Genomic DNA, 12,408 nt, shown 5'->3' with positions numbered 1-12,408 from the left:
CGCCGCGCTACGCGAAAGCGCCGCGCTACGCGAAAGCGCCGCGCTACGCGAAAGCGCCGCGCTACGCGAAAGCGCCGGCCGTCATCCTCTGCGGGATGCCGGCCGGCGCTTGTTCGTGCGGGAGAACCGCTATTATTGCTGGCCGTTTACGACCAGTTTCACTTCAATGTTGCCGCGGGTCGCTTTCGAATACGGGCAGACGCCGTGCGCCGCCTTCACCAGCTCTTCCGCCGTCTGTTGATCGACGCCGTCCACGTTCACGTGAAGCTGAGCCGCCAATTGGAAGCCGCCGTCGGCTCCTTTGCCGATGCTGATATGCGCCGTCACGTCCGTGCCTTCATGCTGCACCTTCTGCGTCCGCGCGACCAATTGAAGCGCGCTGTGGAAGCATGCGGCATAGCCGGCTGCGAACAGCTGCTCCGGATTCGTGCCTTCCGCGCCGTTGCCGCCCATCGATTTGGGCATCGTCAAGTTCAAGTCCAGGACGCCGTCCGAGGAGGTCACCCGTCCGTTTCTTCCGCCTTCAGCCGTTGCGATTGCCGTATACAATGTTTCCATGTCGATCTCTCCTTTTGGTTTGTTCATTTTATTTGTGCACAAATCAATTTTATATAATTTAATTTAGCACAGAAAATCCTGGGACGCAACCCTTTTTAACCAAAAACTTTTCCGGTTGACGCAGCGCCTCTTCTCCCGGGGCCGACGGACCGGCATGGCCGCGCATGGAAAAGCCGCCCCGTGAACCGAAGCGGCTGCTCTGGCGCGTACCGCGCCCCTATTCCCGCGCTCCCGCGCGCTCGGCCTTCAGCCGAACGAGCACGGTCGTGCCCGCGCCGAGCTCCGACACGACGCTAAGCCCGTAGTGGTCGCCGGCGTACAGCTTGATCCGCTCGTTGACGTTGTACAGCCCGTACGAGCTCCCGTTGCCGGCGCCGTCGTCCCGGGCCTCGCTCGGCGCTTCCGTCAGCAGCTGGCGCACCAGTCCCTCGTCCATGCCGATGCCGTTATCGGAGACGGCGAAGAGCAGATCTCCCTGCTCCTCCCGGGCGGAGATGCGAATGACGCCGGGCTTTCCTTTCGCCTTGCGGATGCCGTGCAGCAGCGCGTTCTCGACGATCGGCTGCAGGATCAGCTTCGGCATCGCGTACGCCTCGACGCCCGGCTCGCAGTCCAGCTCGAAGGCGAACGTATTCGGAAAGCGGCTCTGCTGAATCTCCAGGTACACCTGCGCCAGGCGCAGCTCGTCTTCCACGCTGACGATCGTCTTGCCTTTGTTCAAGCTGAGGCGGAAGTATTTGGCCAAGCTGTCGATCATCTGGCTGATGTCCGACGCCCCCTTGCCGATCGCGATCCAATTGATCGTATCGAGCGTGTTGTACAGAAAGTGCGGATTGATCTGCGCCTGCAGCGCTTGCAGCTGCGCCTCGCGCTCGTGGAGCTGGGCCTTGTACTTCTCCTCGACGAGCGTCCGCACCCGGAGGATCAGGTGGTCGACGCTCCGCTCCAGCAGGTGGAAATCCCCGTTGACGGGCGGCAGCTCGCTGAGGCTGCTTTCCGTTCCCTCCTTGCGGATCACGGTGATGACCTGCTTGACCCGCCGGTTCATGCCGCGCACGATGATGGCCAGCAGCACGAAGGGCAGGAGCAGGAAGAGCGCGATGTATTCCAGCAGCGAGGTCCATTCCGACTTCTGCGTCAGCTGCACCGCGCGGCGCGACAGCTGGGACTCGGTGCCCTGCGCCACCAGCTTCCAGCCGGTCGGATCGAGCGTCGCGAACATCACGTCGTTGACCTCGCCGTTCAGCTTCAACGAGCCGGCGCCCTCGCTGCCCCGGTTCAACACCGCCTGGACGGCGGGATCGATGCCGGCGCCGATCCGCGCCCGGTCGGGGTGATAGACGATCGTGCCGTTCGGATCGACGAGGTACACCTGCGTCCCCGGCGAGAACTGCAGCGCCGACAGGATATCGCCCACCATGCTTTCCTTCACGTCGATCATCAGCACGCCCGAGACTTTGTCGTAATGATTGGGGTCGCGCAGCATCCGGGCCAACGAGAAGATCCGCTGGTCTCCCGCATCCAGGAAGGTTTCGTTGTAATCGCCCGTCCAGACGATGCCGCCGTTGGCCGCGATGACCGAGGCGTATAACGGGTCGTCCTTCAAGCTGTCGAGCGAGAAGAAATTGATGCGTTCGGCCGCGTACAGCTTCGACTTGTCGACGAACAAGCGCACGTGGAAGACGTCGGAGTTCAGCTGCACGGTATCGACCAGATAACGCAGGTCCTTGACGACCTCCAATTGAATCGCGATCGACTGATCGTCCGCGCCGACGGACAGGTACGCGTGCAGGTTCGAATTCATGAACGCCGCGTTGCTGATGTCCTGCAAATGCTCCAGCCGGTACGACAGGTTGCTGCCCGCCTGCTTCAGCGTTTGCTGCATCGTGCGGACGACCTCGTCCTTCAGGATCTTGGCCGAGCGCTCGTAGTAGCCGTACAGGAATAGGCCCGCCGGCACGACGATGAGCAGCAGGTACGCGAGCAGCCACTGGCGCGGGATCGTAAAACGGCGCAGGAAGCGCACGCCTGCCCCCGCTCCCGAGACGAGCCTCCGCACGGCCGCGACGGCCCCGCTACGCATGGTTTTCCCGGTACACGCTCGGCGTGACGCCCGTCGCTTTCTTGAACAGCTTGGTGAAGTAGCTCGGGTCTGTGTACCCGATCGCGTAGCAGATGTCGTAGAACTTGTACTGCGGATCGCGCAGCAGCTCCTTCGCCCTCTCCACCCGGACCTGCGTCAAGTACTCGTTCACCGTCTGGCCGGTCTCCTGCTTGAACAGCAGGCTGACGTACGTCGGCGTCAGATAGACCTCCTTGCCGATCTCGGCCACGGTCAGGCCGCCATTGGCGTAATTCCGATCGATGATGGCGCGTACCCGTTCGACCAGGTTGGCCGTCTTGCCCGTCCGTTTCTCGCGGATGCGTTCGCACGCGTCCAGCAGATGCGATTCAATCAGCTGCCGCATCTCGCCGAGCGTCTCCTGCTCGAACAGCGCCTCCCACAGGCTCGTTTCCGAGGATTCCGGGTCGGCGGCCTGCGCGTTCAGCTCCAGCAGCAGCTGGTCGACCGCCAGGACGATCTGCAGGCAGGCATTGCGCCCGTACTTCAACCCGTCCCGCCGCTTGCGGTTCAAGTCCGCGAAGATCAGGTCGAGCACTTCCCGCAGCTTGTCCGAATCCGCCGCCTTGAGCGCCGAGACGAGCTCCTCGTTGTCCACGGGACCGCTCCGTCCGTAATCGCCGGCATGCGTCTCGGGGCTTCGCAGGCTGTCCATCGTGATGATCCGGTTCTTGCCGAGAAACCACTTGTGGTCGGCCGCCTCGCGCGCCTGCTTGTAAGCGAGGGCGAGGTCGGACAACGCGGATACCCGCTCGCTGATGCCGATCGTGACGCCGAGCTTAAGCCAGCGTTCCAGGTTCTCGCGCAGGTCGCCCGCGAGCGCGAACAGCGCTTCGACGGCATCCGGCGCGGCATCGCCCGCCGGGTCGGCCCGCAGGATGCCGACGAACTCCCCGGTGCGCCGCTCGAACGCCAGTCCGCCGAGATGGCGGTCGATCAGCTCCTGGGCGATGTTGAGCACGGAGTACCAGAGCAGTTGGCGGTCCGGCTCGGTCCGGCTGGCCGTCACGTCCGCCATATCGTCGACGGAGACGACCATGATCCAGTACGAGGCGTCGACGGGCAGGTCCAAGCCGAGGAAGTCCAGCCGCTCGCGCAGATTCTGCCTTGGCGCGGCGCGCTCGACCAGCGACAGCAGGAATTTCTCCCGCAGCAGGGGCATGCCTTCCTTCAGCTTGATCGCCAGCTCTTCCTTCAGCCGCTGCTCCGCCCGTTCCGCGTCGAGATCGGCCACGACGCGCCTAACGACCGCGCTCAGCTCCTCCAGGTTGACCGGCTTGAAGATGTAGTCGACCGCGCTGACCTTCAGCGCCGACTTCAAATAGTCCGCGTCGTCGTGCCCGCTGATGAAAACGATCTTCGTCTCGGGATGCCGCGCAGAGATATGCCGGGACAGCGTAATGCCGTCCATATTCGGCATGCGGACGTCCGTCAGAACCAAATCGGGCCGTTCCCGCCCGATGATCGCAAGCGCGACGTCCCCGTCGTCCGCCTCGTCCATCACCTCGATGCCGAACGACGACCAGTTGAAATACGCGCGCAAGCCCGCGCGCACCGTCGGCTCGTCGTCCACGATCAACAATTTGTACATTACGCCGTCTCCTTCCCTTATGGTTATCGGACGCTACGCTTCGCGCGGCGATACGCCAAAGCGGCGGCGCCCATCGAGGGACGCCGCCGCGGCCGGACCGATCAGCCCGTCACGACGCGGAACCGGACGCCTTGGCGCTCCAGGATCGCGTGCAGCTTCGGCATGGAGACGTCCTTCGCCGCGCTGCCGTCGTCCAGCGCGATCGCCGCGGCCGCGCCCGCCGCCTGGCCGAGCGCGTAGCAGGTCGCCTGCACGCGCATCGACGACATCGCGACATGCGTCGCGGAGATCGACCTGCCGGCCACGAGCAGGTTGTCGAACGCGGCCGGCACCATGCAGCGGTACGGAATATCGTAGCCGTCGACCTCGCGTTCGTCCGTCGTTTTCTGCGCGTCGGGGCTATGAATGTCGATCTCGTAGTTGGTCTGCGCCACGACGTCCGCGAACCGCCGCCCGCTCACCACGTCCTGCTCGGTCAGCGTATAGAGCCCCTCGATTTGATTGGATTCCCGAACGCCGGTCTGCGGGGCGATGTGCGCGATCGCGTACGTCTCGAACCCGGTGCGCTGCAAGTAGTTGGCGATGGAAAACACCTGCCGAAGCGCCTCCGTCTCCGCGTAGTTGACGTCCTCGATCTTCGCGCCGTTCGCCTTGACGCGCGACATGTTGACGAGCAGCGTGCCGTCGCCGTTTTGCTCCCAATACAATCTCCGGCCCTGCGGCAGATCCGCCACGTCGTTGTATTCGTAGCAGCCCTCCGGCAGGATCGGAACGACCGGCTTGCCGGTGTCCTGCATCGTGAACATGAGCGTCATCGGCTGCGTCAAGCCGTCCCCTTCCCGGCCGGCATGATACGGAACGCCCGCGTCGATCGCCACCCGGGCGTCGCCGGTACAGTCGATGAACGCGTCGCCCTCGAACGCCCGCAGCCCCTCGCGCGTCGAGACGACGACCGCCTTGATCCGGCGGTCCTCCCGCACCGCGCCGACGAATTCGCTGTGGAAGAACACCTGCACGTTCTCCTTCTTCATCTTCTCGTTGAAGTATTGGCGAAACAGGAACGGCGAATATTGCGGCGCGATGGACTGGTCGTGGTCGGCCGGCAGGTACTCCGCCAGCATCTCGGCGACGATCTCGCGGTAGATGCCCGTCACGTTGCCGACCGGCATGAAGATGCTGACGTTCGCGAGCGTGCCCATGCCGCCCAGCTGCGCGGATTTCTCCAGCAGCACCACCTGCTTCCCGCTTCTCGCCGCGGCGATCGCCGCCGCCGTGCCCGCCGGTCCGCCTCCGATCACGATGACGTCCGCATGCGCATGCGTTTCGACTTGCCGGGTAAACGAATACTGCTTGCTCTGCATGGTAGGTCTCCTCTCAAGTAAAGCAAGCGGCAAGCTCCCGTGGAACGAGCCGCCGCCGCTTTTGCGTTTATTTGGTCGTCGTCGCGTACCAGGCGTTGATTTCCTTCGCGCTTGCTTCTTCGCCCGCCGCCTTGTACTTCGCTTGGAACGCTTCCAGTCCGGACAGCGACTCCGCGCCCGCGATCAGCTTGATCGTATAATCGCCGACCATCGTCTCCAGCTGCTGGTTGTTCTTCGCGTATTCCGGCATGTACGGCGCAAGGCCGAGCTTGTTCTGGATCTTCACTTCGGCCGGCTGCTTGTTGTTCAGGAAGTCGAACGCTTCGAACATGACCGGGCTCTTATGCACGCGAGCCTGCCAGTAGATCGGATAATTGGTTTCGTCCGTGCCCGCCATGTAGTTGTTCGCCAGGTTGCGCTCGTCGTTGAAGATCGGCAGGATCGGCATGTAAGCGCCGTTCTCTTCCGTGTAATGCTTGCCTTCTTCGCCGATGGCCAGATCCTTGAACGTCTCGGGATCCAAGCTCGCGTTGATCCATTTGATGGCGTCCTCCGGGTGCTTGGAAGCTTTCGGAATGAACGTCAGGCGGTCGAAGCCCGCGTTGGCCGCGAAGCCCGCTTTGCCCGCAGGTCCTTTCAAAGCCGGCACGAACGCGAATTTCGCATCCGGCACGCTCTTCGTGATCGCGTCGGAGATCGTCGGGATATCCGCCCAGTGCACGATAATCGCGCCGGCTTTGCCGCTCGAGAATTTCTCTTTGGCCGTCGCGTCTTTGTTCACGACGAACTCCTTGTCGAGCAAGCCTTGCTTATACAAATCGGACATGTAGGTGATGTAATCCTTGTACGCCGGATCCAGCACGCGCGGCACCAACTGGCCGTCCACGTCGTTCCACGTATTCGGCATGCCGAACGCGCCGACGATATTGTCGAGCATCGGCAGGTCGCCGCGAATCGTGAGCGGTACGTCCTGGTCGCCGTTGCCGCCCGGATCCTTGTCTTTAAACGCTTTCAATACGGCGGTCAGTTCATCCGTCGTGGTCGGCATCTGCAGGCCCAGCTTATCCAGCCAATCCGTGCGGATCAGGATGCTGTTGTTGACTTCATACGTAACCGCTGTCGGGATCGCGTACAGCTTGCCGTCGACCTTAAGCGCATCCATGGATTGCTGCGAGATTGCCGTCTTGATGTTCGGGCCGTACTTGTCGATCAGCGGCAGCAGGTCGACCAGCGCGCCTTTCTGCGCGTAATCCGAGTAGATCGCCATGTCGCTGAACGTGGTCACGAGATCGTACGGTTCGCCGGACGACATGATCAGGTTCTGTTTCTCCGCGTATTTGTCTTGCGGCAGCATGTCGTATTTCACCTTGTAGCCCGTCTTCTCTTCCAGCATTTTGGCGACCGGGTACGTGTTGTAGTCCTCGTTCTGCCAAATGCCCAGCCGTTTCAGCTCCGGCTTGGGCTCGTCGGACGGCGCATTCGCCGCGTCTCCCGCATCGGCTTCGCCCCCCGCGTTCGCCGTATCCGCGGTGTCCGCGGAATTCGTTGCATTCGCGGCATTGTCGCTGCCGCCGTTGTTCGACGAGCAGGCCGTCAACGCCACGAGCATGACTGCCATTGCGGTAACCAAGAATAATTTAACATAGTTCTTCATTGCATGACCCTCCTGAATTTAGTATATATCATTAATCTCCCGGGCACCCCCGAAAGCGTTAATGCGGGACGGACGGCTTGTCAGCCTTTGACCGAGCCGATCAACACGCCTTTGATGAAATATTTCTGCAGGAACGGATAGACGAGCAGGATCGGAATCGTCGACGCGATGACCGTCGCCGACCGTACCCCCTCCGCCGGAACGTTCATCAGATCGTCGGCGCTCAAGGCCGAGGACGTGTCGGCGTTCATGACGATGTCCTGCAGGTACAGCTGCAGCGGCTTCAAGGACGAGCTGTTGATGTAGAGCATCGGGTTGAAATAATCGTTCCAGTAATACACGGCGTAGAACAGCCCGATCGTCGCGAGCACGGGACCGCTGAGCGGCAGGATGATCCGGAAAAGGATCGTGTAATTCCGCGCGCCCTCCAGCTTGGCGGATTCCTCCAGGCTCGGCGGCAGGCTCTCGAAGTAGCTCTTGACGACGAGCATATTGAACACGCTGACCAAGGCCGGCAGGATGAGCGAGCCCAGGTTATTGATCAGGTCCAGCTGGCGGATGAGCAGGTAATTCGGAATGATGCCGCCGTTGAACATCATCGTGAAGATGAAGAGCACGATCAGCGCGCCCGTGCCGGGCAGCTCCCGCTTCGAGAGCGGGTATGCCGTCATCGCCGTCACCAGCAGCGAAGCCAGCGTCCCGATCACGGCGACGAGCGCCGAGATGAACAAGGCGTGCAGGAACTGGCTCGACGTTACGACAAAGCGCATCGTATCGAGCTGGAACCCGACCGGGATAATCCCCACCTTGCCCGCCACGATCGCCCATTCCTCGCTGATCGACTTGGACAGCACGTTCGCGAAGGGCAGCAGGGTCGCCAGTCCCATGAGCGTCAAACAGATATAAATCACGCTATCCAGCGCGTAATCGCCGATTTTTTTTCCGCGCATTCCGATCCCCTCCTACCAAATGCTGCGCTGCAGAAATTTTCGGCTGAGCATGTTGCCGATGACGATGAGCAGGAAGCCGACCGCGGAATTGAACAGTCCGACGGCCGTGCTGAAGCTGTAATCCTGCTGTCCGAGCCCCATGCGGTAAACGAACGTGCCGATGACGTCCCCGCTGTCGTAGACGAGCGGATTGTACATCGTCAGGATCTGCTCCGTGCCCGCTTCCAGCAGACTGCCGATTCGCAGGATGAACATGAGCATGATCGTCGGCAGCATGCCCGGCAGCGAGATGGAGATCATCTGCCGGATCCGGCCCGCGCCGTCGATGGCGGCCGCCTCGTACTGCTCCTGGTCGATGCCCGCGATCGCGGCGATGAAGACGATGGCGTTCCAGCCGATCTCCTTCCAGCCTGCCGTGAACACGACCACGCTGCGGAACCAATCGTTCTCCGTCAGGAACGAGACCGGCTGCCCGCCGAGCGAGCGGATGACCTCGTTCACCAGCCCGCCGGACGGCGAGAGGATGTTGATGAACAAGCCCGAGATGATGACCCACGACAGGAAATGGGGCAAATAAATGATCGTCTGGATCGTGCGCTTGAAGAACATGCGCCGCACTTCGTTCAGGAACAGCGCGAGCACGATCGGGATCGGAAACAGGATGACGATCTTGTACAGGCTGATCAGCAGCGTGTTGAAGAGCACCTGCAGGAACTCGTCCGAATGGATCAGCTTGCGGAACTGCTCCAGACCGACCCACTCGCTGCCCTTGATCCCGGCGAAAATGTTGAAGTCCTGAAACGCGATCAAAATGCCGTACATCGGCGTGTATTTGAACAAGAGAAGAAAAACAAGCCCCGGCAGCAGCAGCGCGTACATGTCGAGATTGCCGCGGACCAGCTTCCACCGCCGTCCGCCCGTCTTCGCGGCCGCCGCGGGTCTCGCTTGGATCGTCATTTCGGCCTTGCTCACGTCGTTCACCTTCTTTGCGTCTGTTGTTATCTTCATTCTAGTGAACGGGCCGCGGACGCTGTAGCAGGCAATCCTTTGATTTCTGGTTGTTTTGTATAGAGTTTCGGATACGCCGAACAAGGGAGCCCGGGTCGGGGCACCCCTTTTCGCGCGTATTAGAGGAAGCGATTGGAGGCAACCATTTCTCCAACGATGCCATTTTCCTTTTTTGCATAATCTCAATCAATGAGGGGCTGTGTTAATATTGTCTAGAACAGGCCCGTGCCGGAAAAGCCTGATCAACCGTCGGACGGCATCGTATCAGATCCTGCAAACGAAAAACACAAACAGCCTCGGTCCGACGGGATTCGGGACCAAGGCTGTTTTATCGATCATTTTTGCAGGATTTAAACGAATCTCGCGGCTCGCGTCGGGACAATCGCGATCCGATTAGATCGAGAAACCGTTCCGGTCCTCGGCCGGCGGACGGCGAGCCAGCACGCGGTTCAGAATCGTGCTCTCGTAATGGGCGAAGCCGGTGTCTTTCTCGCGCGGCCTTGCCAGAGCGACCGCGACATCCTGCGCGATCGAACCGTTCTCCACCAATACGACCCGGTCGGCGAGGGCGACGGCTTCGCCGACGTCATGCGTGACGAGCACCGCCGTGAAACGCCGCTCCCGCCACAGCCGCTCGATCAGCTGCTGCATCTCGATGCGGGTAAGCGCGTCGAGCGCGCCGAGCGGCTCGTCGAGCAGCAGCAGTCTCGGATCGCCGGCGAGCGCCCGCGCGAGCGAGACCCGCTGGCGTTGGCCGCCGGACAGCACGGCCGGCCATTCCTTCGCGCGATCCGCAAGCCCTACCAGCTCGAGCGCATCGAGCGCTTGGGCCCTGTCTCCGCCGGGTACGCCGATCCGGACGTTGTCGAGGACCGATTTCCATGGCAGCAGCCGCGCATCCTGGAACATCACCCGCACATCCGTCCGCAAGCCCGGCGAACCGCCGGCGGCGCCGAAGGAAACCGTTCCCGCCGAAGCCGCTTCGAGGCCCGCGAGGAGCCGGAGCAGCGTGCTTTTTCCGCAGCCGCTTCGGCCTACCACCGCCAGAAACTGGCCGGACGGAATGGAAAGCGAGAGCTCCCGAAGAACCGCGAGCTCGCCGAATCGAACGACGGCGTCCTGGACGTCGACCTGCAGTCCGCGGGCAGCCGCCTCCGCTTGCAAGGATGGGCGGCTCTTCTCCTCTTCGTGCGGAGCGGTTAGTTGGGCGGACCGAAGTGTGGATGCCACTGAAGCCATCTCCTCTCCATGAGCTTTGCGACCCAATCCGACAATTTGCCGAGCAAGGCGTAGATGATGATGCTGAGCACGACGACGTCCATCTGGAAAAACTCCCTGGCGTTCATCGCCATATAGCCGATGCCGCTGTCCGAGGAGATGGTCTCGGATACGATGAGCGTAATCCACATGATCCCGAGCGCGAAGCGCAGGCCGACCAGAATGGAAGGCAGCGCCCCCGGAAAGACGATCGTCCGAAAGAGCGCGAAGCCGCGCAGGCCGTAGGTTCGCCCCATCTCGATCAAACCGCGGTCGACGGACCGGATGCCGTGCAGCGTATTCAAGTAAATCGGGAACGCGACGCCGAGCGCGACCAGAAAAATTTTGCCCTGCTCGCCGATGCCGAACCACGCGATAATGAGCGGGATGAGCGACAGATGCGGGATCGTGCGGATCATTTGAATGCTGGAGTCCGTCAGCTTCTCCGACAACGGCAGCAGGCCGTTCAAGATCGCCAGGACGAACCCGATGCCGCCGCCGATCGCGAAGCCGACGAGCGCCCGCCGCGTGCTGTCCCCGATGTAGACGAACAAGCTGCCGTCCTTCACGAGCTTCGCGCCCGCCTCGAGAACGGATGCCGGCGTCGGCAAAATACGCGCGGATATCCACCCCAAGCTGCCGAACCATTGCCACAGCGCGATCACCAAAATCGGAATCGCCCACTCGAGTCCCGCGGATTGCAATCGCTTCTTCCACTTGCCGGATGCGGAATGCTTCATGGCCGTCGCCCTCCCCTAACTGACCGGCGCGCGCTCGGACGGTTTAATCGAATTGGCGATCAGCTCTCCGAACGGACTGGTCGAGGTCGGCCCTTCGGCCTGCAGCGTCTGCCGAATGGGCAGCAGCGGGAACACGAGCTCGGCAAATTGGTAGGCTTCCTCCAGATGCGGATAGCCGGATAAAATAAACGTCTCGATGCCGAGGTTCGCGTACTCCCGCATCAGCGCGGACACTTCGGCAGGGTTGCCCACCAACGCCGTTCCCGCGCCGCCGCGGACAAGGCCGACGCCGGCCCACAGATTCGGATATATCTCCAGCTGGCTCCGGTCGCCGCCGTGGAGATTGGTCATCCGCTGTTGGCCCACGGAGTCGTACCGGGCGAACACCTTTTTGGCCGCGGCGATCGCCGAATCGTCCACCTTGCTGATCAAGCGATCCGCCTCGCGCCACGCTTCCTCGGACGTCTCGCGGACGATGACGTGCAGCCGGATGCCGAACCGCACCGTCCTTCCCCGCTCGGCCGCCAAACGGCGGACTTGGTCCAGCTTCTCGGCCACCTCTTGCGGAGGCTCTCCCCAAGTCAGATACACGTCGATGTGGTCAGCCGCCACTTCCTGCGCCGCCGGCGAAGAGCCGCCGAAATAGAGGGGCGGGTACGGCTTCTGCACCGGAGGGTACAGCACTTTGCCGCCTTCCACTTTCAAGTGCTTTCCATCGAAATCGACGGTCTCGCCCGCCAGCTCCCTGCGCCATATATCCAAAAACTCCGAGGTCAGATCATAACGCTCGTCATGCCCCAGGAACAACCCGTCCGACGCCAGCTCCACCGGATCTCCTCCCGTCACGACGTTGACGAGCAGCCTGCCGCCCGAGATGCGGTCGAACGTGGCGGCCATTCTGGCGGATAACGTCGGCGACATGAGGCCCGGCCGGAGCGCGACGAGGAACTTGAGCTTCTCCGTTACCGGGATGAGCGAGGATGCCGCCACCCACGCATCCTCGCACGAGCTTCCCGTCGGCAGCAGCACGCCGCTATAACCCAAGCGGTCCACAGCCTGCGCGATTTGTCTCATATACGCGGCATCGACGGCGCGCGCGCCCTCGGACGACCCCAAATAACGTCCGTCGCCGTGTGTCGGAATAAACCAGAATACTTCCATTCCCAT

10 protein-coding genes are annotated in these 12,408 nt (G+C 62.0%); all 10 read right to left on the bottom strand.

Annotated features, from left to right (window positions below; genetic code table 11):
• Window positions 1-132: 132 nt before the first annotated feature.
• Window positions 133-558: an organic hydroperoxide resistance protein gene (locus GT019_RS15015; protein ID WP_161743988.1), complete on the bottom strand. Its 426-nt coding sequence runs from the start codon at window positions 556-558 to the stop codon at window positions 133-135.
• Window positions 559-775: 217 nt separating this feature from the next.
• The gene (locus tag GT019_RS15010; protein ID WP_161743987.1) at window positions 776-2,641 is read right to left on the bottom strand and encodes a sensor histidine kinase; all 1,866 of its coding nucleotides are present in this window, start codon (window positions 2,639-2,641) and stop codon (window positions 776-778) included.
• A complete protein-coding gene (locus tag GT019_RS15005) occupies window positions 2,634-4,271 on the bottom strand; it encodes a response regulator transcription factor (protein WP_161743986.1) in 1,638 nt (545 codons plus the stop codon). Before GT019_RS15005 ends, GT019_RS15010 begins: the two co-directional genes overlap by 8 nt.
• Before the next feature lie 101 nt (window positions 4,272-4,372).
• Entirely contained in the window at window positions 4,373-5,632 is a 1,260-nt protein-coding gene (locus tag GT019_RS15000; RefSeq protein ID WP_161743985.1) for an FAD-dependent oxidoreductase, read from the bottom strand.
• Between the two features lie 67 nt (window positions 5,633-5,699).
• Window positions 5,700-7,286 (bottom strand): extracellular solute-binding protein, encoded by a 1,587-nt coding sequence (locus GT019_RS14995; protein ID WP_161743984.1) that lies wholly within the window; start codon window positions 7,284-7,286, stop codon window positions 5,700-5,702.
• 80 nt (window positions 7,287-7,366) lie between these two features.
• Window positions 7,367-8,236 (bottom strand): carbohydrate ABC transporter permease, encoded by an 870-nt coding sequence (locus GT019_RS14990; protein ID WP_161743983.1) that lies wholly within the window; start codon window positions 8,234-8,236, stop codon window positions 7,367-7,369.
• Between the two features lie 12 nt (window positions 8,237-8,248).
• Complete coding sequence (locus GT019_RS14985) at window positions 8,249-9,193, bottom strand: ABC transporter permease (protein ID WP_161744007.1); 945 nt, start codon at window positions 9,191-9,193, stop codon at window positions 8,249-8,251.
• Window positions 9,194-9,637: 444 nt separating this feature from the next.
• Window positions 9,638-10,408 (bottom strand): ATP-binding cassette domain-containing protein, encoded by a 771-nt coding sequence (locus GT019_RS14980; protein ID WP_407945083.1) that lies wholly within the window; start codon window positions 10,406-10,408, stop codon window positions 9,638-9,640.
• 35 nt (window positions 10,409-10,443) lie between these two features.
• Window positions 10,444-11,241, bottom strand: coding sequence for an ABC transporter permease subunit (locus GT019_RS14975; RefSeq protein WP_161743981.1), 798 nt, complete (start codon window positions 11,239-11,241; stop codon window positions 10,444-10,446).
• Between the two features lie 15 nt (window positions 11,242-11,256).
• Window positions 11,257-12,402, bottom strand: coding sequence for an FMNH2-dependent alkanesulfonate monooxygenase (gene ssuD, locus GT019_RS14970; RefSeq protein WP_161743980.1), 1,146 nt, complete (start codon window positions 12,400-12,402; stop codon window positions 11,257-11,259).
• Window positions 12,403-12,408: the final 6 nt, after the last annotated feature.

This window comes from Paenibacillus glycinis, assembly GCF_009909185.1.
Lineage (GTDB): Bacteria > Bacillota > Bacilli > Paenibacillales > Paenibacillaceae > Paenibacillus_Z > Paenibacillus_Z glycinis.
Note: the sequence above shows the minus strand (reverse complement) of the source record. Positions and strands in the feature narration are given on the sequence as shown.